General features: G+C 41.6%; 33 protein-coding genes and 1 other annotated feature. Of the genes, 15 read left to right on the forward strand and 18 right to left on the reverse strand.

Going from position 1 to position 24,045, the window contains the following annotated elements; all coding sequences use genetic code 11:
• Nucleotides 1-10: 10 nt before the first annotated feature.
• The 7 genes from M3221_RS13730 to M3221_RS13755 all read right to left on the reverse strand — a co-directional run bounded on the left by M3221_RS13730 (nucleotide 11) and on the right by M3221_RS13755 (nucleotide 3,777).
• Nucleotides 11-919: a recombinase RecT gene (locus M3221_RS13730; protein WP_251272327.1), complete on the reverse strand. Its 909-nt coding sequence runs from the start codon at nucleotides 917-919 to the stop codon at nucleotides 11-13.
• 14 nt (nucleotides 920-933) lie between these two features.
• A complete protein-coding gene (locus M3221_RS13735; protein ID WP_251272400.1) occupies nucleotides 934-1,893 on the reverse strand; it encodes a YqaJ viral recombinase family nuclease in 960 nt (319 codons plus the stop codon).
• 108 nt (nucleotides 1,894-2,001) lie between these two features.
• Nucleotides 2,002-2,220 carry a YqaI family protein gene (locus tag M3221_RS13740; protein WP_251272328.1) on the reverse strand — a complete coding sequence of 73 codons (219 nt, stop codon included), beginning with the start codon at nucleotides 2,218-2,220 and terminating at the stop codon, nucleotides 2,002-2,004.
• A 172-nt stretch (nucleotides 2,221-2,392) separates the two neighbouring features.
• Complete coding sequence (locus M3221_RS26325; RefSeq protein ID WP_285880507.1) at nucleotides 2,393-2,515, reverse strand: hypothetical protein; 123 nt, start codon at nucleotides 2,513-2,515, stop codon at nucleotides 2,393-2,395.
• A gap of 108 nt (nucleotides 2,516-2,623) precedes the next feature.
• Entirely contained in the window at nucleotides 2,624-3,166 is a 543-nt protein-coding gene (locus tag M3221_RS13745) for a helix-turn-helix domain-containing protein (RefSeq protein ID WP_251272329.1), read from the reverse strand.
• 75 nt (nucleotides 3,167-3,241) lie between these two features.
• Entirely contained in the window at nucleotides 3,242-3,442 is a 201-nt protein-coding gene (locus M3221_RS13750; protein WP_251272330.1) for a helix-turn-helix transcriptional regulator, read from the reverse strand.
• A gap of 110 nt (nucleotides 3,443-3,552) precedes the next feature.
• Nucleotides 3,553-3,777, reverse strand: a complete 225-nt coding sequence (locus M3221_RS13755; protein ID WP_251272331.1) for a helix-turn-helix domain-containing protein — start codon at nucleotides 3,775-3,777, stop codon at nucleotides 3,553-3,555.
• A 173-nt stretch (nucleotides 3,778-3,950) separates the two neighbouring features.
• Here M3221_RS13755 and M3221_RS13760 point away from each other — a divergent pair, with 173 nt between their 5' ends.
• The 8 genes from M3221_RS13760 (at nucleotide 3,951) to M3221_RS13795 (ending at nucleotide 10,543) form a co-directional block, all read left to right on the forward strand.
• On the forward strand, nucleotides 3,951-4,397 hold the full coding sequence (locus M3221_RS13760; RefSeq protein WP_251272332.1) for a helix-turn-helix domain-containing protein: 447 nt from the start codon (nucleotides 3,951-3,953) through the stop codon (nucleotides 4,395-4,397).
• A 12-nt stretch (nucleotides 4,398-4,409) separates the two neighbouring features.
• Nucleotides 4,410-4,853 carry an ImmA/IrrE family metallo-endopeptidase gene (locus M3221_RS13765; protein WP_251272333.1) on the forward strand — a complete coding sequence of 148 codons (444 nt, stop codon included), beginning with the start codon at nucleotides 4,410-4,412 and terminating at the stop codon, nucleotides 4,851-4,853.
• Between the two features lie 66 nt (nucleotides 4,854-4,919).
• Complete coding sequence (locus tag M3221_RS13770; protein ID WP_251272334.1) at nucleotides 4,920-5,366, forward strand: hypothetical protein; 447 nt, start codon at nucleotides 4,920-4,922, stop codon at nucleotides 5,364-5,366.
• Nucleotides 5,367-5,511: 145 nt separating this feature from the next.
• Complete coding sequence (locus M3221_RS13775) at nucleotides 5,512-6,690, forward strand: hypothetical protein (RefSeq protein WP_251272335.1); 1,179 nt, start codon at nucleotides 5,512-5,514, stop codon at nucleotides 6,688-6,690.
• On the forward strand, nucleotides 6,656-7,249 hold the full coding sequence (locus M3221_RS13780; protein ID WP_251272336.1) for a hypothetical protein: 594 nt from the start codon (nucleotides 6,656-6,658) through the stop codon (nucleotides 7,247-7,249). The genes M3221_RS13775 and M3221_RS13780 overlap by 35 nt, the downstream gene beginning before the upstream one ends.
• Nucleotides 7,246-7,896 carry a hypothetical protein gene (locus tag M3221_RS13785; RefSeq protein WP_251272337.1) on the forward strand — a complete coding sequence of 217 codons (651 nt, stop codon included), beginning with the start codon at nucleotides 7,246-7,248 and terminating at the stop codon, nucleotides 7,894-7,896. Before M3221_RS13780 ends, M3221_RS13785 begins: the two co-directional genes overlap by 4 nt.
• Nucleotides 7,897-8,151: 255 nt before the next feature.
• Nucleotides 8,152-9,303, forward strand: a complete 1,152-nt coding sequence (locus tag M3221_RS13790) for a tyrosine-type recombinase/integrase (protein ID WP_251272338.1) — start codon at nucleotides 8,152-8,154, stop codon at nucleotides 9,301-9,303.
• Nucleotides 9,304-9,463: 160 nt separating this feature from the next.
• Complete coding sequence (locus tag M3221_RS13795) at nucleotides 9,464-10,543, forward strand: tyrosine-type recombinase/integrase (protein ID WP_251272339.1); 1,080 nt, start codon at nucleotides 9,464-9,466, stop codon at nucleotides 10,541-10,543.
• An 82-nt stretch (nucleotides 10,544-10,625) separates the two neighbouring features.
• Here M3221_RS13795 and M3221_RS13800 read toward each other — a convergent pair whose 3' ends face one another.
• On the reverse strand, nucleotides 10,626-11,552 hold the full coding sequence (locus M3221_RS13800) for an MBL fold metallo-hydrolase (protein WP_251272340.1): 927 nt from the start codon (nucleotides 11,550-11,552) through the stop codon (nucleotides 10,626-10,628).
• Between the two features lie 71 nt (nucleotides 11,553-11,623).
• Nucleotides 11,624-12,703, reverse strand: coding sequence for a branched-chain amino acid aminotransferase (locus M3221_RS13805; RefSeq protein WP_251272341.1), 1,080 nt, complete (start codon nucleotides 12,701-12,703; stop codon nucleotides 11,624-11,626).
• A 165-nt stretch (nucleotides 12,704-12,868) separates the two neighbouring features.
• Here M3221_RS13805 and M3221_RS13810 point away from each other — a divergent pair, with 165 nt between their 5' ends.
• The 3 genes from M3221_RS13810 (at nucleotide 12,869) to M3221_RS13820 (ending at nucleotide 16,158) form a co-directional block, all read left to right on the forward strand.
• Nucleotides 12,869-13,504: an NUDIX hydrolase gene (locus tag M3221_RS13810; RefSeq protein ID WP_251272342.1), complete on the forward strand. Its 636-nt coding sequence runs from the start codon at nucleotides 12,869-12,871 to the stop codon at nucleotides 13,502-13,504.
• Between the two features lie 30 nt (nucleotides 13,505-13,534).
• Nucleotides 13,535-13,743: a binding site (T-box leader), on the forward strand.
• A gap of 46 nt (nucleotides 13,744-13,789) precedes the next feature.
• Nucleotides 13,790-14,905 (forward strand): glutamate 5-kinase, encoded by a 1,116-nt coding sequence (gene proB, locus M3221_RS13815; RefSeq protein WP_251272343.1) that lies wholly within the window; start codon nucleotides 13,790-13,792, stop codon nucleotides 14,903-14,905.
• Nucleotides 14,906-14,916: 11 nt separating this feature from the next.
• Nucleotides 14,917-16,158, forward strand: coding sequence for a glutamate-5-semialdehyde dehydrogenase (locus M3221_RS13820; RefSeq protein WP_251272344.1), 1,242 nt, complete (start codon nucleotides 14,917-14,919; stop codon nucleotides 16,156-16,158).
• A gap of 101 nt (nucleotides 16,159-16,259) precedes the next feature.
• Here M3221_RS13820 and M3221_RS13825 read toward each other — a convergent pair whose 3' ends face one another.
• From M3221_RS13825 to M3221_RS13835, 3 genes are all read right to left on the reverse strand, one after another.
• Nucleotides 16,260-16,589 (reverse strand): hypothetical protein, encoded by a 330-nt coding sequence (locus M3221_RS13825; protein WP_251272345.1) that lies wholly within the window; start codon nucleotides 16,587-16,589, stop codon nucleotides 16,260-16,262.
• Nucleotides 16,590-16,693: 104 nt separating this feature from the next.
• A complete protein-coding gene (locus M3221_RS13830; protein ID WP_251272346.1) occupies nucleotides 16,694-17,386 on the reverse strand; it encodes a hypothetical protein in 693 nt (230 codons plus the stop codon).
• A gap of 122 nt (nucleotides 17,387-17,508) precedes the next feature.
• Complete coding sequence (locus M3221_RS13835; protein WP_242232955.1) at nucleotides 17,509-17,670, reverse strand: hypothetical protein; 162 nt, start codon at nucleotides 17,668-17,670, stop codon at nucleotides 17,509-17,511.
• A gap of 217 nt (nucleotides 17,671-17,887) precedes the next feature.
• Between M3221_RS13835 and yfkAB the strand changes: the two genes are divergently transcribed.
• From yfkAB to M3221_RS13855, 4 genes are read left to right on the forward strand one after another with little or no spacing between them, the layout of a single operon-like run.
• A complete protein-coding gene (gene yfkAB / locus M3221_RS13840; RefSeq protein WP_251272347.1) occupies nucleotides 17,888-19,015 on the forward strand; it encodes a radical SAM/CxCxxxxC motif protein YfkAB in 1,128 nt (375 codons plus the stop codon).
• A complete protein-coding gene (gene msrA, locus M3221_RS13845; protein ID WP_251272348.1) occupies nucleotides 19,012-19,551 on the forward strand; it encodes a peptide-methionine (S)-S-oxide reductase MsrA in 540 nt (179 codons plus the stop codon). Before yfkAB ends, msrA begins: the two co-directional genes overlap by 4 nt.
• Complete coding sequence (locus M3221_RS13850; protein ID WP_251272349.1) at nucleotides 19,532-20,902, forward strand: aminotransferase-like domain-containing protein; 1,371 nt, start codon at nucleotides 19,532-19,534, stop codon at nucleotides 20,900-20,902. Before msrA ends, M3221_RS13850 begins: the two co-directional genes overlap by 20 nt.
• A gap of 17 nt (nucleotides 20,903-20,919) precedes the next feature.
• Nucleotides 20,920-21,201: a DUF6509 family protein gene (locus tag M3221_RS13855; protein ID WP_242232959.1), complete on the forward strand. Its 282-nt coding sequence runs from the start codon at nucleotides 20,920-20,922 to the stop codon at nucleotides 21,199-21,201.
• A gap of 92 nt (nucleotides 21,202-21,293) precedes the next feature.
• Here M3221_RS13855 and M3221_RS13860 read toward each other — a convergent pair whose 3' ends face one another.
• The 6 genes from M3221_RS13860 to cspD form a co-directional block, all read right to left on the reverse strand.
• Nucleotides 21,294-21,431 (reverse strand): hypothetical protein, encoded by a 138-nt coding sequence (locus tag M3221_RS13860; RefSeq protein ID WP_242232960.1) that lies wholly within the window; start codon nucleotides 21,429-21,431, stop codon nucleotides 21,294-21,296.
• Nucleotides 21,432-21,544: 113 nt separating this feature from the next.
• The gene (locus M3221_RS13865) at nucleotides 21,545-21,949 is read right to left on the reverse strand and encodes a sporulation protein (protein WP_251272350.1); all 405 of its coding nucleotides are present in this window, start codon (nucleotides 21,947-21,949) and stop codon (nucleotides 21,545-21,547) included.
• Nucleotides 21,950-22,068: 119 nt separating this feature from the next.
• Nucleotides 22,069-22,698 carry a metal-dependent hydrolase gene (locus tag M3221_RS13870; RefSeq protein WP_251272351.1) on the reverse strand — a complete coding sequence of 210 codons (630 nt, stop codon included), beginning with the start codon at nucleotides 22,696-22,698 and terminating at the stop codon, nucleotides 22,069-22,071.
• A 58-nt stretch (nucleotides 22,699-22,756) separates the two neighbouring features.
• On the reverse strand, nucleotides 22,757-23,056 hold the full coding sequence (locus tag M3221_RS13875; protein WP_242232963.1) for a hypothetical protein: 300 nt from the start codon (nucleotides 23,054-23,056) through the stop codon (nucleotides 22,757-22,759).
• A 141-nt stretch (nucleotides 23,057-23,197) separates the two neighbouring features.
• Nucleotides 23,198-23,548, reverse strand: coding sequence for a hypothetical protein (locus M3221_RS13880; protein ID WP_242232964.1), 351 nt, complete (start codon nucleotides 23,546-23,548; stop codon nucleotides 23,198-23,200).
• Between the two features lie 218 nt (nucleotides 23,549-23,766).
• Complete coding sequence (cspD, locus tag M3221_RS13885; protein ID WP_242232965.1) at nucleotides 23,767-23,967, reverse strand: cold-shock protein CspD; 201 nt, start codon at nucleotides 23,965-23,967, stop codon at nucleotides 23,767-23,769.
• Between the last annotated feature and the right edge of the window lie 78 nt (nucleotides 23,968-24,045).

The raw sequence follows: 24,045 nt of genomic DNA on the forward strand, positions 1-24,045 counted from the left end.
TTGTATTCCATTATTGTTTGCCGAATGGAAGATCTTCTTCAGCAATATCAATCGTGTCAAAATTGATATCCTTTGCTGATGGTTTCTTAGTTTCTTTTGCCGTTGATTGTTCAACTGGTGCTTCTTGCTGTTCCTCCTGCAGCTCAATGAGCTCAGGCTGTACATCGATTATTTCACTCATATCCGGCGCAATCTCTTTCTTAATGGTTGAATCAGCTTCAACCGTCTTTTGAAATTCAATTGATTTTGGAGCGTATTTAAGTACTTCCTTCAACACTGTTTTCTTTGCCATCGCGTCATAGTTTGTTTTCCAAGGGCTTGTCCAGCCTTTTTGAACAGCCTGGCTAAATTTCTTAGCATGCTGATCAATGCGTTCACGCGTCCAATAGACAAAATCAAAACCGCCGTTCTGTAAGTGGTACACTGCGTAATAGCCAATTGGTTCACCTTCTGGAACACTGGCAGGAATATGTTTTAAATCTTTATACAGACCATATTCAAAAGTTAATTCATCATTTGGATATACTTCATGTGCATAGATCGCTTTGTATTGGCCGCTTCGTACTGCTAAATCGATTAACCCTTTATAGGAAAGCTGGAATTGCACCTGCTTGCCGTATGGGATTAAATACGCCTGGCCAAGTCCTGTGTTCGGTTCAACGCCCAGCTGGGCCGACTGCATAAGTGCTGCAAGAAAAGACATCTGATCGCATTCAAGAAGCTTTGGTGTAGTACGGACAGCAGTTAAAGCAATACGCGCCATCCGATCGGCATCCATGTGTTTAGGAAGAGCCCGCTGAATTTCAGGGCCCATCCGTTTTAGTAAACCGTTCAACTGCTGTTCAGGTGCTACCTGTTTAGCCGGCGCATTCTGCTGTTTCTTGGCCAGTTCGTTTTTCATTGTGCTGTTTGTTGCCACAGTAAAACCTCCAGTTATTTAATTTTGAAAGGACGGGAAATGCTTTGTTTGGCGTATGCTTCGTAAATTTCCGGTTGTTCTTTCTTGAGACGGGCGGAATCAATTCGGTTTGAAACCTGTGCTTTCCAGGTAATCTTCTGATCACCGATAAAAGCTGTTTCGTTTTCTTTCATGGCATCTTTCAAAACGTTTTGGCATTCAGCCATTTTCAGCTCAATCGCTTTTTTATCTGCTTCCAACGCTTTATATGAGTCAATGTAGACCTGTAGATCAGTCGTCAAATTGATAGAAGTTCCTGGTTCATGCTGCGGATACAGAGCCTTAAGCAAGTCACTTGAAGCAGTTGTTCCATCGAATGGTGGTGGATTATTGGCCAAAACATGGTTTTCCCAAAACTCTTTTTCAATATTGATGAGATAATCAATCAGCTCCTCATCACGTTCAATTCGTTTATGGATGAATTTATTGCCACCGACTAATACGGCAATCCACCAGGCTTCATATCCGGTTACGGCCATGTAATGCTGGCACTGCAGCAAATAGGAAGCTGGAATTTCGTCGCCTTCCCACTCTCCTTTTAAAAACTCAGAAGCTGTTTTACATTCAAGTCCCTCTTTTTTGCCAGCAATGAGTCGGTCTACATTGGCATAAATGAAATCATGTTCTGGATGCTTCAGAATAGCGTTGCGCCGGCGTACTTTTAAGCCAGTACGGCGGGAAAACTCCTGGGCAACCAGGCCTTCGTTTAAGACCCCGAAATAGGCTGCTTCACTACCATCTTCAAATCCACCCTGCTCGTTCACCGTAAAGATCTCTTCTGACTCAATTTGATTCGTTTTTTCCAAATACACCTTCATCGGTGAACTGTACTTATTGACGCCGGCGATCGCAGCACAATCACTGCCGCCAATGCCATTGCGTCTTGCCATAAGCCAGTCATGCCGGGATAGATCGACTGTTGAAATGGCACCCATGTTCTTTGCCAAATTCTTCACTCCCTTGATTGATTTTTTGAAGTACAGTACAATGTTCTTAATGAAATATTTTTAAACAGTCGACTCCTGCTCTAACAGGAGTCTTTTTCATGCTTCCGCTTGTTTTTCGGATGCGTTCAAATACTGGACTGCATATTCAGCAAGATTTTGCTCCAATACAACTGAGCCATCTTTCATGACAAAGTAGATGTCGTTGCTCATGATTTCGTCACCGAAAATGTCTTCCACTGGATAATTAGATTCACGTTCTTGAAAATGTTCCGGAAAGCCAGTCCGTTCAATTTGCTGGATAAGTGGATGATCCATTTTGTTTACCTTCTTTCTGATGGAAGATGTCCATCAACAGCGGCCGGAACTTTCAACAGGTACAGGGGGAAACCCGTTCCGGTCGCCGTTGACGAGCACCGAAGTGCCCATCGAAAAAAATATATGGTATAATGTTTTTAACGACACCGACGTCTGCTCTAGCCAGCAGGCGTTATTTTTTTTGGTCTTCTTTATACCGATCCCACACAGGCCGTGTCACCCAGGCCATTGCCCAAATACTGATTCCCATGATTGTTAAAAGAATTGTTTGTGCTGCATCAAACACCCAAAACATGACGTTTGCTCACCACTTTCGCTGGAATGTTTTTTTGATTTAATCGAATGACCATTCTCCCAACCTTTGTATATGGTTGGCGTCGCTTCCTTGGCTTGTCCTTCTTCTTCACGCTTCAACCCAGCCTTTTGCTTTTATTCGGGTCAGTGTCTCATCTCTAACCTGTTTCGGGTTGATAAGATACGCTTCATGCAGATGACGCCGAAAGTTTGCTGCAGCCATTTCCATTTCATTCAATTCGATGATCAAATCCTTTAACCAATCCTTTTCAGCTTTACTGGCTTCGTTAGGAGGCTTGCACCAGTCAAATTCCTCTGAATTTATTCGTCCATAGACATCTGTCCATTCCTTGAGTAAAAAATGCTTGAATGACAACCGGTGCTGCTCGATGGCTTTGCCTCTCAAGACTGGTGAGGTAAAGCCGTTACTGAACTCGAAGATCAGGTCCATCACGAAAGCCGGACAGTCGTTAAACACATTGATTGCTCTTTTGGCAATATCCCTTTGCAATGGGCGCCGGTCATTTTTTATGTGACTGCCCATCTGCGGGGAAACACCTATGTCGAACGAAAGCTGATTCACTGACACCCCCTCTTCTTCGATTAATCGTTCGAATATTTCTCCCGCATTGATTGATTTTTTGATGTCCATAAGCTGACACCCCCATCTTTTGTATTTAATTGTAGCTTTCTTCATACATTTCAGTGCTTTACTGTAAAAGAAAGGTTATGCTGATTCTTCACCAGCGAGCCAAGCGTCGATTTCATCAAGGTTAAATAAAAACACTTGAGGTGAAATTTTTCGGTGCGGGATGGTTTTTGCTTTCACCCCGCGGTATAAAGCTGTGAGCGCGATGTCAACGCCGATTTCATTAAAATACTTGTGCAGGTTCTTCACGCCAGTGACGACTCTTGCTTTTGTTTTCATTGTGTGTTCCTCCTTAAAATGATGTGTTTAGATGTTACTCTTACTTAAATGGCAGCAATTTTTACCGTACTGGGAAGGTAAGACCATAAAGTTCCTCCCTACCTGATCTATTAAGAACTCCTCTCCAAAACTTCACGTATTGCATAGTGTTTAGGTAAAAAAATTTCATCTTTCTCACAACCGTATAATTTTGCGATCTCATCTGCGCGTTTTGAATCGATTTGTCGCTGGCCGTTTTCAATTTGGGAAAGGTAACCTCCCGAGATATTCAACTCTTTAGCTGCACCTTCTACGGTAAAACCAGCGGCAATTCTAGCCTTCTTAGGCAAACTCACTTTAATTCACCTCTTTCTCAATTCGAAAACTTTGCATATCGTGTTGCTTGTTTTCATGTTACAACGCATAACGCAAAGTGTCAACGCATTTTGCAAAGTTATTTGTTTTTTTCTTTATATTCGCATTTTGCAAAGTATAATGGATTTATATAGAAATTAGGAGGATCATTGCTATGTTCGGTAATCGATTACGGGAACTTAGAAAAGAAAAAAAATTAACTATGAAGGAACTAGGGAAAAAATTCTCCCTTGCTGAGTCCACCATTTCTGGATATGAAAATGGAAATCGAAAACCCGACAGCGAAATGATCAATGCGTTTGCTGACTTTTTCGAAGTTTCTACCGATTACTTGTATGGAAGAACAGATAAAAGAAAGATTGATAATAATACTGAGCTTCCTGAACTGACTGCTAAAGATGAACGGGATATTTTAAGAGACCTCGAAAAAATCATTAATAATCTTGAAAGCAAAGATGGTCTGGCAAGTTTTGATGGTCATACTCTGGATGACATGGATGAGGAAGATCGTGAACTGCTAATTGCTTCACTTGAAAATTCCATGCGCTTAGCAAAACGCATGGCAAAACAAAAATTTACACCTAAGAAACACCGTAAATAGGAGTGGAGAATTATGTCGGACATCAAAGTCACGGTACAAAATTTAATTAAAAAACATAACACCAGCGATCCTTTTACGATTGCAGAACAAAACGGCATTCTCCTCTCCTACGAAGCTTTAGGGAATATATTGGGTTATTTCAGCAGCTATAAAAGGGTTAATTTTATTCATATTAATAATAAATTAAACGAGCATGGCCAACGTTTTGTATGTGCTCATGAACTGGGTCACGCCCTTCTACACCCTAAAACGAACACCTCATTTTTGAAGAGAAAAACGTTATTCTCTATTGATCGTATGGAAGTTGAAGCAAATACCTTTGCTGTGGAACTTCTTCTTCCAGATGAAAAAATAAAAGAATATTCAAATGAACATCTTACTCTCTACCAAATTGGCGAAATGCATGGTGTCCCACGAGAAATTGTTTCGCTTAAAACGGTAGAGTCATTTTTTTAAATTTTTTACTGGAACATTTTTCTCAAAATGTATTAAGTTAACTAGGAATGAGAGGAGATAAGAAAAATGAAAAAACATTTGTTCGCAGGAATTATTTTCTTGTCAGCTTCTCTTATCTTAACTGGTTGCAATGATGACAGTTCATCAAAAATGACTGCCTCCGATGAAGAGCGATTGAAAAAGGAAGCCCAAGTACTTGATTACACTACAATGTCCGAGAGTGGAATTGAAGAAGAAACTAAAGTTGTAATTGAAGGCGTTGTAACGTCTGCGGATAACTACGTTAATAATGATGTTATTCCGGCTCGCACACAGTTTAGACTAGAAAAGAATGATGATTCTATTCATTACTGGGTTGAAAACGTCTCAGATGACCGGTTTAAATTAAATTCTTATATCAAAGTATACGGAATCTATAAAGGTATTGATCCTGACAGCTTGGTGCCAGTTGTTGAAGGGCAAGTAGTAGAGATAGTTGATGAAGATGTTACTGATGACAATGAAGGTTCTTAAAGAACAAATCTTACTGATTTTGAAGGTGCTGTACTCTTTCGCAAGGAGTTTGAAGCGCAGAAGAAGAAGCTGTTTTCTTGATAAATCAAACAAAATTAGATCATCAAAAACAAATTTACATATATGAAGAAAAGAGGTTAATATAATGGCAAACTTGCGTCATACATACACATCCCCACTTTTGAGAAACTTTGAAATTCAAGATTTAAAGAGTTTCCTCCCTGAGTATATAGACGATTTCACAAAAAAACTTACCAACCAAACAGGTGATAATGGCTGGTATAAAATTTCTGAAGTTTTAAATGAGTTTATTCAAAATGATGAGAATGCTGATAACGAAATTGATAAAATATTGTTTGAAAAGTTATTCTTCAACTTACAGGATCATGTTCATCTTTTTCATCTTGAAAGTGACATCAACGCAGATGAATTTGTTAGCAGGTTTCAAGACCGTTCCGTTTTCCTTAGTAAGTTAAGTACTCTAACTCAATCAGAAGATAAACTTATTTCTTTAAGAAGAGATGGCAACAAAATTTTCTTGTTGTATAAATACGATACTATTACTCTAGGTTCAACTGGACAAAGGTCAAACTTTTATATCCCCTGCATGCTAGATTTTGAAAATTCACTTTTTCAAATTAGACTAAGGAAACATTACATTACTTCATCACCATACAAACATAATGATCTTCTGACAAATATCAAAAGCTATGTGAACGAATTAGATGGGGATATTTCGATCCACTCTTATAATGAAACACACATTTATAATCTTATTTATTCAATTTTCAAGGAAGAATCAGAAAACGCTGAAAAGATTATTAAACAAAGCATGAATGATGATCTTACAGAAGAAATAGTTGATCAGAAAATAATAGATTTTCTTGCAGATCAACTTGCAATGTCAAACCCAGAAGGCTATTCTGATAGAGTAAAGTCAGCTTTTTATCAAGACCTTTCTGTGCATATGGATCCTTCTACATTTCATGATGGGTTTATTTCTGCATTTACATTCTTGGATAAAAATTTTATTAAATCATCAACGAGAAGTCCAAGAAGAGATCCAATTTATAACTCTAAAGTATACTGGAATCTTAAAGATTTAATTCATGAGTACGAAGAAGTATCTGAACTAGCTTGTTTTTGGAAGTTTAATGAAGCTAACTTTGATGCTCATCCTGAAGGAAATGAATTCGAGTTTGTCGAAGTAGCATTAAGAGAAAGAAATGGATCCATTGAAATTCAATACTATCAGAGTCCTAATGAGAAAAGGAGGTTGAAAGAGGAATATGTTTATTACAGAATTAAAAGGCATTTACTCTAATAAACCATTTTTAAGTAATATTGTTCCTTATCATGAAATTGCACCTCAGTTAGAGCTGTTTATCAATCAAGAAGTTCGTCTCGGATCGAGATATTTAAATCCTTACCGTTTTGCATTTAAATTTGGGTATAACCCTAAAGATATCATCAATCTTTTTATTGCCTTCTCTTCTAAGGGTGGACCATTAAAAAGGTTCTATAGATTTGAATGCGGTGAGTGTGAAGAATTACATCTATTAGACGATGATCAATTTAAGAATCTTAAATGCCCTGAGTGTGGGTATGATGGAGATATAGAAAATATCGATTTTTTAGATAATGTCAAGGTGGTTTTCGAAATTAAAGAGCCATTTTTGAAAGAAGTGCAACGCCGTTTAAAAGATCAAGCCTCCTCTGAAAGAAAAACAAAACTGAAACCGCAAAAAACGAGCGATTCAGAGGAGGCATCCCTAAAATCTGTAATGGATTCTACTGATGCTGCTAACGAAAGTCCTGATGAGGATTTCACAGAAATGATTAAACAAGTCAAATCTCGATTATCTTCAGGTTTAAGAAAATGATTTCTAAATTTTTTTCAAAACCGGCATTTATTTTTATTTCGTTCTTGTTCTTTGTATCTCTAACTTTAAGTTTTATTATAATTTTAATTTTAATAAACAAAAAAGTTTTAATTGATTCATCTAGTTTTGACTTTATGCAAATGTTAGTTCGTTCGTCTTTTACATTAATTGGTGCTGCCATATCTGCCGGGATCGCATTATTGATATTCACATTACAGCAAAATAGAATAGAATACGATAAGAACGAGCTTCAAGATTTGTATATAGCAAAGATTAAAGATGAGCATTCAAATAATTTAGAGGTTTTAAAAAATCTCGAAGAAGCCATAGCTCCATTTGAAAATCCTCCTCTGGCAAAAATGCTACTAATGACTAAACAAGAGGAAAAAAATGAATTAAAGGAATTCATCCTAATCTACTATACCCAATTAGATTTTTCTATGTTCGATTCCTTATTTAAGGATATAAGGATCACTGATAAGGACAATATTATGCTTTTAACAGACGTTAGAAAGCTAAAGTTAATTAATAAATATTTAAAATTAATTTTAGAAGAAGTTACTCAAGTAGACCCATTAGAAAAATTATTAAGTTTACTTAAAGATGATCTAGCACAAATTCCAAACCCTCCCTCTTCTCCTTCGTGAGTAGAGGCTTTTTTTTAAAAATTTACCTATGCGTATAACGTGTATGATCCGTCCCTCTTGCTGGACGTTCACAAAGCCTTTTTGTATTCGTCAGCAAATTGAATACTACTCCCTTTTCATAAAAGCTTAAAATGAGATGAAAGAATGCTTCTTTTGCCTAGTCTGGAACATTTGGATTTATGACGGATTTTTCATCATAATAAGGTAAAATAAAACTAACAAGAATCTTTACTCAAGAAGAAAGGAGATGCTCTAGTGTCGAGTTATATTGTTTTAGATAAGAAGAACCCGGCTGATAAGTCCGAGCTCCCTCGTATAAAGATAACCGTTGAGTTAGGTTATGATGAGCGCGGTAAACGGATCCGGCGTAAAAAGACGGTTTCACTCAAAACTCTTTCAGATCGTGCTATTAAAAAGGCGATTACCGAATTTGAAATTGAAGTAGCAACTAGCGGCCCGGTTGATACAAATAATCTTAAATACCGGGAAGCAGTTGCTTTGTGGCTCGAGAACCATGTATCCCACCTCTCTTTCCAATCACAAAAAGCATATGAGCAGAACATCCAGCCTGCAGTTGAGTTTTTTGGAGACATAAAGCTGAAGGATTTGAAGAAGTTTCATATTGTCGAGTTTATGAACCATTTAACAGCTTTAGATGAAAAGTCTGCTGATTATAAAATGAAGATGAACCGCTTGATGCTGCAAAAAATGGTTGAGTGGGATTTGATGTCCGAAAACGTCGCGGCCACTGTTAAGAAGAAAAAAGAGGCCAGGAAAGAAATGCTCTTCTATAGTGAGCAGGAAGTAAAGCAGCTGTTTGAACTGCTTGAAGAAGCTATGCCGAAGCACCGGCTGGTTATCAAGATGGCTGTTCTTTCCGGTATGCGTCTTGGTGAGATTCTAGGCTTAACAATGGAGAATGTAAACTTCTCGGATAATACGATCACAGTTAAGCACACACTGGTTCACGATACGAAGAAAGACATCTATTACCTGGGCGCTCCTAAAAATAAGAAAAAGCGTATCATCCCAATGCCAGCTGACTACATGGCTGAGCTGCGCGGTTATATTAAAGAAGTGAAAAAGAATCGGCTAGCGTATGGATCTGAATGGCGAGGAATTGAAGGAATGGATTTGATCTTCTGCCGGCCGGATGGATACCCGCACCTTCCACAGTCGTTTCTAAAATATTTTCACACCTTTACAGAGAACCACGGCATGAAGCGAATTCGATTTCATGATCTTCGCCACACCCATGCTTCCCTTTTATTATCGAAAGGTGTTAATATTAAAGTCATTCAAGAACGGATGGGTCACAGTACAATCACATTGACCATCGACACATATTCACATTTAACGAAGGAAAACGAACAAGAAGCAGTTACAAAATTAACGAGCATCTTTTAACGTTTTTTATTCTTTGGTCCCCTTTCGGTCACCTAAAACAAAAAATACCACTAAAAAACGCTAGAAACCCTTGATTTATAAGGGTTTCTATTTTTATGTCCAGATAACTATAGATTATATGGAATATACATAATCATTTTACGGTAAAGGACTGAAAAACATGAATCTGCCGGCGATTTTGGCCTCACACGAAGCGTTTTTGCAGCTGCTTCAATCAAAAGAGCATATGCTTGATGAAGAGCGCAACTTGTCTCTTGCCCACTGTACAGACGAAGAATTTTTAGAGTATTTTTTTGCGATCGGCCTTTTAAAAGAAAATCGGACGTTTTCTCCGCACACGATCAAGGCGTATCGAAGTGATGCGAAAACGCTTCTTTCTTATCTTTCTTACCATAATCTTGAATTCCGTGCGATTGGCTTTCCGGAGGTTAAAGCCTTTAACCGGTTTATTATTAGTACATACAAGCCAAAAAGCGCCCTGAGAAAATTAGAATTTTTCCGCCGTTTTCTTGAATTCGGTTTTCATACGCATTTCTATACCGCCCAGCTGTCGGTTTGGATTCAAAAACCGCGCGTTCAAAAAGGACACACAGCGGAAACAAGCGAAAACCGGACCGTCATGCGCGAGCTGTCTTCACAGGAAGCACGCCATATTATCGACTGCTTTGCAAAAACGATTAAAACGACGAAAAATGCAGAAGCGATTGAAGCCCGCAACCGGCTGATCGGGATGATGCTGTTGACACTTGGCATCCGCGCTTCTGAATTGATCGGGTTAAATTGGGGAAGTTTCCGGCGCAGCCGGCAGGGTGATTTGTTGGTAGATGTGATAGGAAAAGGCGGAAAAGAACGGACTCTTCCAATTATGAGAGAAACCGAGTCTCTTCTTTTTCATTATCGAAGTGTATGCGGCGAAACAACGGAACTTCAGCCCCATTCAGCCGAGCCGCTTTTTTATGCCCTGTACAATAAAACCGATATACATGCAGATAAAAAAAGACTTTCCTACGCCGCTTTGTACAAGCTTGTAAAAAAAGCCGTCGAAGCTGCCGGGAGCCGGTCCGATGTCAGCCCTCACTGGTTCCGGCATACATTTGTCACAAATTTGCTTGAACAGGATGTTCCGCTTGCTGTTGTAAAAGATCTGGCAGGACATTCAGATATTTCCATTACCAATCTTTATTTAGAGCGAATTCAAGAAGATCGCATGCATCATCACCTCCAAAATATCCGTTTTTAAGCATGCTTGAGATTCGCTTTCTCGCGCATCAAGAAACGGTTAGATGAATAACTGTCCGGCTCGATGCAAATAAAAACAGCACTCATTTTGAGTGCTGTTTTTCCTTATAATGGATCATCCCTTGGGCGCTGACTCTGAGATCAATAGCAAGCAGTTCATAAACTGGATGATCATTCTCAACTCCGGCTTGTTCGAGCTGTTCGCGGACTTTTTGCATGAGTACCGTCTCGATCTCTTCGACCGTGCTGTTTTTTTCCAAAACCTGCATATACACATCAAGCCAGTTCAAAACCATGTTTGCAGCTTGCTTCGGCTGATCGTTCATTCCATAATGACTAAAGAAAAATCGTTCCGGATGAAAGGCCATCATTTTATCGATAGACTGCTTCATCAAATGCGGGTCAAATTGGTTCGGTGAGCTAGTCGGCATAAAAAGCTCGATTTCTTTGTTTTTAAGCTGGGCATATTGAATACCTGCTGTGTCGCCGGTAAACATACCAGCCGATTTTTCATCCCAGATCGAAAAGTGATGGTTCGCATGCCCTGGTGTATGAAGAAACCGCAGAATGCGGCCGCCAAGGTCAAGTTCGCCCCCGTCTTCTATTTCAATGATTCTTTCTTTCGGCACCGGCACAATCGGGTCGAATAATTCATCGAATTTTTCACCGTATACCATTTTTGCACTGGCAATCAGCCGGCTCGGATCTGCCAGGTGGCGGGCACCTTTTGGATGCACAACCAATTTTGCATTCGGGCAGGATTCCAAAAACAAGCCGGCGCCGCCTGCATGATCAAGATGAATATGCGTGACAATCACATAATCAATCTCTTCAAGCTGTATGTGGAGTTCCTTCAGTCCATCAAGTAAAAAAGGAACAGAAGGGCTGGCACTTGTTTCAATAATCGCTTTTTTCGGCTCGTGAAACACATAGCAGCTCGTCCGCTCTTCAAAACCGGAATCGTGTAAATCAATTAACGATAAGTCAAATCCTAATGAAACCGCCGTCATTTTTTTGCCTCCTTTTGAAACGAAACGAACTGCCCGAGGGAGCAGTTCGTTTCATCCGTACAGTATAGGAATTATTTTGAAACGGGAACTTCCGTTACCCATCCAAACTCGTCTTTGATCTTGCCTTTTTGAATGCCTGTAATCGTATCGTAAATACGTTTTGACAATTCACCTGTCTGGCCGTCGTTTAGCACCATTTTTTCTTCTTCCCATAAAAATTCACCAATTGGAGAAATAACCGCAGCGGTGCCTGTTCCAAAAGCTTCTTCCAATTTTCCGTCACGGTAAGCCTGTGCAACTTCCTCAATGGAGATACGGCGTTCTGAAACCGGTACATTCCAGTGTTTTAAAAGCTGAATGACTGAGTCGCGAGTTACCCCGTGCAAAATGCTGCCGTTTAGCGCAGGTGTCACCACTTCCCCATCAATTTTAAAGAATACATTCATGCTGCCCACTTCTTCGATGTATTTTTTCTCCACACCATCAAGCCAGAGCACTTGTGAGTATTCTTTCCCTGTGGCTGCTTCCTGCGCTTTTAAGCTGGATGCATAGTTCCCGCCTGTTTTCGCTTCACCTGTTCCGCCTTTTACCGCGCGGACAAACTCATTTTCCACGAGAATTTTAACCGGCGCAATTCCTTCTTTGTAATACGAACCGACCGGCGACATGATAATCATGAAAATATAATTTTTCGATGGAGCAACACCTAAAAACGGTTCTGTAGCCACAATAAATGGACGGACATATAATGATGTGCCTTCCGCTGTCGGAATCCATTCCTGGTCTACCTCAATCAGCTTTTTTAACCCTTCAATTGCAAATTCACCATCAATTTGCGGAATGCAAAGACGTTCATTGGAGCGGTTTAAGCGTTCCATGTTTTTCTCCGGGCGGAATAAAAAGACTTTTCCTTCATCCGTCAAATAAGCTTTCATTCCTTCGAATACCGTTTGTCCGTAATGGAACACCATAGCCGACGGATCAAGGGTAATCGGCTGGAATGGAACGATGCGCGCATCATGCCATCCTCTGCCTTCCGTGTAATCCATCATAAACATATGATCGGTAAAAAAACGGCCGAATCCAAGGTTGGATTGATCCGGTTTTTCTCTTTTTGTGTCAGCTAATTGTACGGTTAATTCTTGTGTCATCTTCAAGGACTCCTCATGTGTAAAAATTAGTCAGCACAGGGGCTGATGTATGTACTTCTTCTATCATACAATTTTTTAGAATATTTTCACACTGTAAAATCAAATTTTTTCAATATGCTCTGCTTTCCACTATAATAGATAAGAAAGAAAAGTGGAGCTGGTTAAATGAATATAAATGAACTAAAAGCTTTGTTTGGAGAAAGAACTCCGGATATACTGGGCGGTGAAAATCTAGTCAAGTTTTCGGTCCTGCTGCCGCTTATTCAAAAAACCGGCGAACTGCATGTGCTTTTTGAAGTCCGTTCCCTTTTTATGCGGCGGCAGCCAGGTGAAATTTGCTTTCCGGGCGGCAAAATCGATCAAAGTGACGAGAGCCCCGCTCATGCGGCCATTCGTGAAACGAAGGAAGAGCTGGGAATCCCGGTGGAACATATTGAGCTCCTCTTTCCTCTTGATTACATGATTTCGCCATTTGGGACCATCATTTACAGTTATGCCGGCCTCGTTGACGTATCTCATATGCAGCTGAATGAAGCGGAAGTAGGTGAAATATTTACCGTACCGCTTTCCTTTTTGCTGCAAACGGAGCCGGAGCTTCACTACGTGGCACTTAGGCCGGAGCCAGAAGAAAATTTCCCCTATCATTTAATTGCACAGGGAGAAAACTATGACTGGCAGACGAAGAAAATGGAAGAATATTTTTACCTTTACGAGAACCGGATTATATGGGGGCTGACCGCACAAATTTTAAAGCATTTCCTTGATATCCTTCGTTCTCATCCACATATGCTTGACAAATAGTTAGAATATACGATAATAAAAACAAATATATCAAAATGATGGGATTAGTATACAGACAGCTGCCGGATTAGAGAGGGAGTTCATTGGCTGAAAAACTCCTGCGGAAAAGCACTGTAGAACCTGCCCTAGCCAACATTGCTTATGAAAACATAAGCCGGTCTTTCCCCGTTACGGATACAGAGTGGGCGCAGTTTTGCGTCAAAAAAGGTGGTACCACGGAAAGCATACCCGTCCTTTATGGACGATTCGGTATGCTTTTTTTTATGGAAAAGGATGAGATAATCAATGAAAAAGCAACGTATTGTCGTAAAAATTGGCAGCAGTTCTTTAACAGATGACAGCGGCAACATTATGGAAGAAAAAATCGCAGATCACACATCTGCAATTGCGGCGATGAAGCAGGCAGGACACGAAGTCATTGTTGTTTCCTCTGGCGCTGTAGCAGCCGGCTTTCGGGCGCTTGGCTACCCCGCGCGGCCGAAAGTAATGGCCGCACGCCAGGCCTCGGCAGCTGTCGGACAAAGCTTATTGATTCAGCGGTATATTGCCCACTTGTCGCCAAAAGGCATTACAACCGCCCAGATGCTGCTTACAAAAGGCGATTTTTATTCAAAAGGACGGTTTCAAAATTTCTACACGTCGATGAGTGAACTGTTAAGCCGCGGGGCTGTGCCGATCATCAACGAAAATGATTCTATTTCGATTGAGGAATTAACGTACGGAGATAATGATATGCTTTCGGCACTTGTCAGCGGCTTCCTGCAGGCGGATGGCCTAGTGATTTTAACGGATATTGATGGCTTATATGACAGCAACCCGAAAACAAATCCAAATGCAAAACGGTTTAACTTTGTTCCGTCTATTACGGAAGAAATGCTTCAGGCAGCGGGTGGAAGCGGCTCGTCTGTCGGTACCGGCGGCATGAAATCAAAATTGCTGGCTGCAGACAAAGCCCAGTCTCTTGGCGTTTCTGTTTTTATTGGCAACGGAACCGGCGAACGAAAGCTGCTTGATATTATTGAAGGAAAAGGGGCCGGCACCTATATCGGCTCGCCGATGCAGCCGCATATGCAGCGAAAAAAACAGTGGCTCGCCCTTCATGCAAAGCCGGCCGGAACGGTTACGGTAGATGCAGGAGCCGAAAAAGCAGTGTTAAAAGGCGGCAAAAGTCTTCTTCCTGTCGGCATCCTGGCTGTAGAAGGCTTGTTTGACGCATTGGATGTTGTAGATATACGCAGCCAAAGCGGTGAATTACTCGGCCGCGGCCAGGTCTTTTACTCATCGGTTGATTTAGAAAAAGTAAAAGGCCTGCCCGGTCCTGAAGCAAAAGCTTATTCCATCAACGAACGGGCTGAAGTGATCCACCGCGATAACTGGGTAACATTAAAAAATGAGAGCTAGGAGTGGAAAACATGAGTGAATTATTACAAAAAGCAGCCCTGTTGAAAGAAGCATCTTTCGATATGGCAATGAAATCAACAGCCGAAAAAGACGAGGCACTTTTGCTGATTGCGAATGCTTTAATCGAACAGACCCCTTACATTTTAGCGGCAAATGAGCAGGATATGGCCGCTGGACGCGAAGCCGGATTTACCGATTCTCTGCTTGACCGGCTGCAACTGACGGAAGAACGTTTAACTGCTATTGCTGAAGCGGTGCGCCAGCTGACAAAGCTAAATGACCCAATTGGTGAAACGGTCGAATCGTGGACGACTGAGCATGGCCTTGAAATTGAAACGATCCGAGTGCCGCTCGGCGTAGTCGGCATGGTATATGAAGCACGTCCAAACGTAACGGTTGATGCAGCTACTCTTTGCTTAAAAGCAGGCAATGCCGTTCTGCTCCGCGGCAGCACTTCTGCACTCGAATCCAATAAAGCGCTCGTTTCAGTGATGAAAAAAGCGCTCGAGCAGTCTGCTCTTTCCGCAGATGCGATTCAGCTTTTAGAAGATACAAGCCGCTCCACTGCAGCTCAAATGTTTAAGCTGAATGAATATTTAGATGTATTAATCCCGCGGGGCGGCGCTGGCCTCATTCAATCGGTGATTGAACAGGCAACCGTTCCGGTTCTTGAGACAGGGGTTGGAAACTGCCACATTTTTATTGATGAGTCAGCTCAGAAGAACATGGCTATCGATATCGCGTTAAACGCGAAAACACATCGTCCTTCTGTTTGTAACGCAGCGGAAAGCCTGCTTGTTCATCGAAACTGGCCTCATCAGCGCGAATTGTTTGCGGCTCTTCAAGAAGCCGGCGTAGAAGTGCGGGGCGATGATAACCTGACCCATTCCTATGAGTATATAAAAGAAGCATCCGAAGAAGACTGGGGCCAGGAATACTTGGCTATGACGCTGTCAGCAAAGCTCGTTGACAGTACAAAAGAAGCGGTGGCCCATATTAACCGTTACGGCACAAAGCATTCAGAAGCGATTGTGACGGACAATGAAGAAAGTGCGGATTTATTTTTCCGTGGAATCGATGCAGCGGTTTTATACCGAAATGCGTCTACCCGTTTTACAGACGGAGAACAATTCGGTTACGGAGCGGAGATTGGCATCAGCACCCAAAAATTGCACGCGCGTGGCCCTATGGGACTGACGGCCATTACAACCGTAAAATCCCTTGTTCGCGGATCCGGGCAAATACGTCAATAAAAAAGCGGCGAGAGATTTCTCTCGCCGCTTTAAGCTGCCCGCAAACGCCCGCTTTCTCACTTTGCCTACACTCCTTGAGCGGCGGAAAAATCCGCCGCTTTTCACATAAACGCTTTGTCAATATAGTTGCTTTGTTTTAAAATCAGCCCATCTTCTACAAGCGCTTCCCATAGTACGCAATCAAGCGCGTAAGGCGCTTCTGCCTGAAGCTCCTTCAGCATTTGTTTTGTTACCGTAAAAGAGTGGGAGAAGCCGTCTATAATAAACAAACCAGAAACATAATCCTCCCGTTTGTCCCAATTGAATAAAAGAAGCGTATCATAATTCCAGTCTGCCAGCTGTTTTTCCATGCAGTTGATCACGTGAAAAAAGAAGCTTTCCTGATCCATTACTTTAGCCAAATACCCGCGAAGCATTCCAGATGTATTCATATCTCCCATCCCCCTATAGTCCTTGCTGTCTTATAGTTTTTTCTTCCCTTTGCCTGTCCCTTTTAAACGAGAAAAGCGCATCATGTTTTGATGCGCTTTTCACTTTATTTCACCTCATTAATAACAAGCTGTTCACCGTTTTCTTCATAAACAAATGTCACACTTTGGCCAGGTTCCATTGATTCAAATTTTTTCATTGTTTCACTTTCAGCTTCTACTTGATAAGCGTTTGGTACGCCGTCTAATTCAATTTCTACTGTATGCGGATCGGCTACGCCGTTAAATGTCCCCGTTGCTTCTTTTCCCTGCACCGTTTCGGTCACTTCTTCCGTCGCATTTTCTGTAGCTGTTTCAGCTTGTTCTTTCGCGTCGCTTGCGCCCTGTTCAACGGCTGCGCCAGCATCAGCTGCTTTTTCTTTTACCGTATCGGCAGCTTTGCTTGCTTCATCCTGTACACCCTGTGTAGCTTGATCCGCTTCCTCAACAGCTTTTTCAGTTGACTGGGCTGCATTATCAGCTGCTGTTTTGGCATCGCTGGCCGTTTCATCTGCTGCTTGCTCTGCGTCTGTTGTTGTTTCTGTTTCTGTTGTTTCTGTTTCTGTTGTTTCTGTTGTTTCCGTTTCTTGCTGCTCGGTCTGCTGCTCAGTTTGCTCTGTTTCTTCCTGAGGCGCCGTTGTTGTTTCTTCTGCTGTGTTTTCGTTTTCCTCTGGTGATGCATTCTCAGAATCAGCTGAACAGCCGGCAAGAAGTCCTCCAGCCAGTAAAGCGGCTCCCATGAAACCTGTTGCTTTCTTCATTATGTAGCTCCTCCTCATATGTTGTTACCTCACACTATACTTGTTTTTTGTTTTGAAGAAAAGTAATACGATAATAATAGAGGAGAAATGGATGATTTTTACTATTCCGATGGTCCTGCCAGTCAAGGAGGATTCGGCCGGTAACCTTTTTTTAATGGTACAAAAATGGAGTTCATCTGTCTTTGAAGGTTGAACGGATGCAGCTTTCTTTGGTTTTTCCTGTTTCGGTTCATGCTGTTGCGTTCAGTTTGTTCAATCAAGACAATGCCTCTTCTTTTGCCCATTCAAGCACCTCTTTCAATTTAGGAAATAGTCATGCCGCTTCTCTTACTATCATACGGTACAAGTATGAAGAATATGTAAATATGTTATTAAAGATTGTAAATTTATCAATCACCTATCCTGCTTAGCCGAGCAGTGATGTACCTCTCAACTTTCTTTTTCATTTCTGTGAAAAAGCGGTATAATTATGTGTTGAAAGATTAAAGAGGTGTTTTTAAAATGAAAAAAACCATTTCACCCGCGTTTGATCCGTGGGAAAGCTATATGGATATTGACCAGTCCGGCTCTGCCCGGCTGTCTAATATTGAGTTTACGACGACGACACTCTGTAATATGCGCTGCGAGCATTGTGCGGTCGGCTATACGCTTCAAACAAAAGACCCTGAGGCTCTGCCTCTTTCGCTGCTGCTGTCACGCCTGGAGGAAATTCCACACTTGCGCGCGATCAGCATCACAGGCGGCGAACCGATGCTTTCCAAAAAATCAGTTGAACAGTATGTAAAACCATTGCTCAAATATGCCCACGAGCGCGGTGTTTATACCCAAATGAATTCCAATTTGACGATTGATGCCGGGCGTTATGAAGAGATTGCGCCTTTTCTTGATGTTCTGCATATTTCCCATAACTGGGGCACTGTAGACGATTTTGTGGAAGCCGGGTTTGCCAATATGGAGCGCAAACCTTCCTATAGCCAGCGGGAAAAGCTATTTGACCGAATGATCGAAAACAGCCGGATTTTATCTGAGGCAAATGTGATGGTATCGGCCGAGACTATGCTGAATAAACGGACTCTTCCCCATCTTGAACACATTCATAAACAAATTGTCGGGGAAATGAAATGTGCCCGACATGAGGTTCATCCTATGTATCCAAGTGATTTTGCCAGCGCGCTTGAATCTTTGACACTTGACGAAACCCGCAGCGCGATCCATCACTTGCTTGATGTTCGTGACCCGGGTGTGTGGATGCTGTTCGGAACACTTCCGTTTTTTGCGTGCAGTTCGGATGAGCGCGATCGTGAACTTCTGACCCGCCTGCACCAGGAACCGCTGGTGACCGTGCGCAATGATCCGGATGGACGCTCACGATTAAATGTGAATATTTTTTCCGGTGATGTGATCGTAACCGATTTTGCGGATGCACCGTCGCTTGGCAATATTGCAGACAACTCTCTTCAATCTTCTTTTGAAACGTGGAACCGTTCTGCATTAGCAAATGAAATTGCCTGCCATTGCTCGTCCGTCCGGTGTTTAGGCCCGAATTTACTTGTTAAAAAAGCTTATTATCCGGATACAGATTTTACAACACAAACAGCTTGGACAGAAAGAAAGGAAGTACAGCAATGAAAAAAGAAAAAGCGATTTTTGCTGGTGGGTGTTTTTGGTGCATGGTCAAGCCATTTGACCGATGGGACGGTGTTGAATCCGTCATTTCCGGTTACACAGGCGGGCACACAGAAAACCCGACGTATGAGGAAGTAAAAGCCGGCGGCACCGGCCATAAAGAAGCAGTTGAAATTATCTACGATGCCGATATTATTTCATATGAGCAAATCCTTGAGGTATACTGGCAGCAAATTGATCCAACCGATGACGAAGGACAGTTCCAGGACCGGGGTGACTCTTACCGGGCCGTTATCTTTTATTTGTCTCCTGAGCAGCAAAAAGCGGCCGAGGAGTCTAAACGAAAACTGGCAGAGAGCGGTATGTTTAAAAAGCCGGTTGTGACGCCTATTTTATCGGCTGGTCCGTTTTATCCGGCAGAAGACTACCATCAGAATTTTTATCAAACACACGAGGAAGAATATAAAGCGGACCGGGCACAGTCCGGCCGCGATGAATTTTTAAATGAGCATTGGACAGATGATGAAACGAAGCATTAAGTCAGATGCTGTTGCCGGCTGGATTAAAGATCAAATTGTGCGCGGCAAATGGGCGATTGGCACGAAGATTCCAAGCCAGCGTGTTTTGGCAGAAGAACTGTCTGTAAACCGCAGCACGGTTGTAGCTGCGCTCGAACAGCTGAAAGCGGCTGGAATTATCGAGGGCGTAATGGGAAAAGGGACGATTGTAGCGAGCAATACATGGTCGCTTCTCGCTGCCCTGCCTGCAGAAGATAAAGTACAATCTTTACCAGCAGATACCGGGATTATTGACTTAAGCAAAGGGGAGCTTGCCGAAGATGTTTTTCCGGAAAATTATTTAAATGATGTACTCAGCCGGCTGTCTGGAAAAATCCATTCACTAGGATATGAAGACCGGGGCGGTTATGAGCCGCTTCGCGAGGCCATCGCCGGGTATATGACCCGGCAGGGAACCAAGGTAGCGCCGTCTTCTATTTTAATTGTGTCTGGTGCTATGCAGGGATTTGGCTTGATTGCATCCGGCCTGCTTGAGCGGGGATCTTCTGTTTTACTCGAAGAGCCTTCTTATCTGTACTCCATCCGTACTTTTCAGTCGCTTGGCATGTCACTCAAAGGCATTGAGATGGATGGCGAAGGAGTAAAACTGGATTCGCTGCAGAATACTTGGACGTCCGGACAAAAAGGAGCGCTTTATACCATTCCCTGCTTTCATAACCCGACCGGTATTTTAATGAGCGAAACAAGAAGAAAAGAAGTGCTGTCTTTTTGCAGTACAAACCGCCTGCCTGTAATTGAAGATGATATTTACCGGGATTTATGGCTCGATGAACCGCCGCCGCCTTCTTTAAAATCAATGGATGAGACCGGTAATGTGCTTTATATTGGCAGCTTGTCAAAAACGTTGAGTCCCGGCCTGCGGATTGGCTGGATCGCCGGCTCTCATTCCGTTATTGAACGGCTGGCGGACTTGAAAATGCAGGCTGATTACGGAACGAGTTCTCTCTCGCAGCGTGTAGCAGCTGAGTGGCTTGGTGAAGGGCTCTATGAACATCATCTTGAATATGTCCGTAAAGAGCTGAAAAAGCGGCGGCAGGCAGCTTCTGAGTCGCTTCAAAGGCACCTATCAGATGTCGCGCAATGGACAATGCCGAACGGCGGCTTTTTTGTCTGGCTTCGTTTGAATCAGCCTATTTCTTTAAGAGAGTTATATACAGAAGCATTAAATGAAGGAATTTTATTTCACCCGGGAAGTATTTACACAGAGGGTGCGTCACGGGCGATTCGGCTGTCATACGGCTATGCCCGTCCCGATCAGTTTGAAGAAGGCATCAAACGGATGAAAAAATGGATTGTCGCTTTATCAAAATAACTAAAGGAGTATCACACATGGTCATTACAGAACATACACTTGAAAAAATAGAAGATCCATTTGGCATTTTAGAGGGAGATCGATACGAATATCGCCTTTTTGCTTCCGTAGATGAAGAGGATGAGCTGTATTCACCAGAAGGCTTTTATATCCGCGTTTTGTACGCAGTAACGGAATCTGGACAGCACATAGCCGGTTTATTTTTGCATAACCGCACAGATGACAGCGTATTGGATTTTGAACTAGAAGAAGATGAAGTGGAGATGGTTCGCGAATACTGCGCTGCCCACCTTTCCTAAACAGTACAAACCCCGTCTGCTCTATCAATGCGGACGGGGTTTTTATATGACTTCACTGACGGCTGTTTCCGTAACGACCAATCCCTTCTTCCTTATTGGGCTTTTTGAATATATAACTTCATCTGCTCTTCTGTTAAGTTGTGCATAAAACGGTAAAACGGAATTTTTTTAATTCCAAACGCCTTGCACATTTCCAAGTAATATTCATATGCTTCCCGGTACATTTCCATATTTGCCACCCTTTCTGTTATATAACAATTTATTTTTATATAAATTAATATATAACAGTATGAAAGGGTTGTCAATTTCTTTCAATAAAAAAAAGCAGAAAGAGTTCTGCTTTTTAATAAATAATCACTTCGTCTTCATCTTCTGGATCTACGGCCTGATCAATAAATACTTTTGTGCGGATGAACCATTTATGTGTTTCATCGGTTTTAGGACTCTGCAATGGAATTTTGATAGAAAATGGAACCTTGTGTGCCTCACTTGCTTTTATATTCCGTTTAAATGGCAGGATAACTTCTTGGAAACGTTTTTCGTGCCATGAAAAATCACTGTCTTCCTTTACTTCTTCGTACTGAAGATAAAGCAATATTTGAATTTTATCAATCGGCTCTTCCACTTTTCCTCCCATTATGTGGACATAACCGTGTATAGTTTCTCCCGGCGATACCGTTTTTTGATCTATCATTGTATCTACTTTAACGCTTCCTATGCCGATGCTCGAAAAAAAATCTTTCCACATGTACAGTTCCTCCTGTTTTTAGTTTTCTTTTCCCTGAACAGGCTGTTTTTATTACGTTTTTTGATTATTTTATTTGAATTTTGCACACAATGTATTATTAACAAAATAACAGTAAGCGGTCAAAATTCTTTTTTCCATACTGGATAAAAGAATTTGGTTCCTTTTTTATTGTATGGAAGCAGCTTCATGTCGGCGATCAAATGAGATAAGTATGCAAGCATTAAAACGGTTTGAAGACCCTGAATCGGGAACTTTTGGGCAATTTCAGCGGCAACAAAATAAAAAAGAACCATGCCGATAAAAGAGTGCGTCCATGTCCGATGGGAAACAACAGAAGCAAATATAATGAATAATCCTATGTAAACAATCCATATTTCCTGTATGTACCACCCTGCATATGCGGCCGCCGCGCCGGTTAAAAACAGTGATGTTCTTTGCTTAATAAACAGTCTTGGCAGAAGCAGCAGTCCAAGGCTGACAAGAAAGCCGGTTACCTGTTTTACACCGAACAGCATAAAATAACTGTATAAAGCCAGCAGCACACCGGCTGCCGCAAAAAACAACACAAGCCATTTCTTTTCTACCGTAATTTTATTTGCCAGCTTTCCGTTCACATCCAGATCGGGAACTAATGCGGTAACTGCTCCGACAAAACCGAAAAGAGCTGTTTCAACGATTGAAGACTGCGACCAGACAGCTATGCCCACCCCTGTAGCAGCCCCAATCGCCATATGGGAAGATCCTTTCATGATTCCTCATCCTTTCATCATATAAAAAACCGCCCTTTTACCGGACGGCTTTTTACTTTTATAAATTGTCCATAACTTGAAGCATCCAGTCTTGTACTGCTTCAATATGCTCTGTAGAAATTTCCATTTCGCATAATACAGTGCCCTTGCCGATAATTTTCAGCACTGGAACAATGGCCGGCTTTTTAGGATTGTAAGAATAAACAACCGTATCGATGTGTTTGATCGGTATCCGCGTATTGGTTACCATCCCTGTGCTTTTTAAGTATCCATTTTCTACTTTCACGCAGTTTTTCTTCCAGCTGTAGGATGATTCGGTTACAACTGCCTGCGCCTGCTCATCTGTAAAAATTGCCATCTTTATTGATAACTCCTTTTTGTTCACCGCGACTACTTAAAAATAACAGCTTCTATTTCATTTGTAAATACCATTCTAAAGTTTACATAATATTATTACGGTTCATTTTGGCAAAAAAAATAAAACGGAACTTATTCCGTTTTACATCACTTTTGCTTTGATAAACACTTGTGGATTCTGCGCTTTTATTGCTTTTACGAAACGGTTTGGGTTGCGCAGAATAAAAAAGTAAGAAACATTTGAACGGGTATAAACAGCAATCCGTTCCTTTTTGACGTAAGGACGGATAATATATTTTTCAAAAAAGGATGCATCTTTTGATATTTCACCCATTTCAAACACTTCCACAATCTCATTCGTTGGAATAGAGGTTTCCTGGGTGCCATTTTTAACAACAAGCACTCCTTCTTCAACTTTATGTCCAGAGAATACACGACTTGCCCATACTATTCCAGCAATCATTGCAACGACAGCTGCTGCCATATAGATCATACTCATCCTCCTGATCGTTCATCATTCATCTATTTGCCATCCTTATTTTACTCGTTTTTTCTAAAAAAACACCTATTTCCTTCAGAAAAATGTAGCATTTTTGTGACAAATAACCAGAATAATATTGACAGCGCTTGCAATTTATGCTTTTAAAAAATGATTCTAAAAATGTAAAACAGGTGAAGCGTTTGCTTCACCTGTTATGGTTTCATTCAGAATTATTGTTTTTCAACGTTAGCAGCTTGTGGGCCACGTGGTCCTTCAACCACTTCAAATGTCACATTTTGACCTTCTTCAAGTGATTTGTAGCCTTCACCTTGAATAGCTGAGAAATGAACGAATACATCGTCCTGTCCTTCAACTTCGATAAAACCGAAGCCTTTTTCTGCATTAAACCATTTTACTTTACCTTCTAGCATGTTATGTCCTCCTCGCGCTTAATACGCAAATCTTTTCTTGCTGTTTGCTGCTATTTCAAGATGAAGCACGTAATGTGA

This window comes from Domibacillus indicus (assembly GCF_023715895.1).
Classification (GTDB): domain Bacteria; phylum Bacillota; class Bacilli; order Bacillales; family Domibacillaceae; genus Domibacillus; species Domibacillus indicus_A.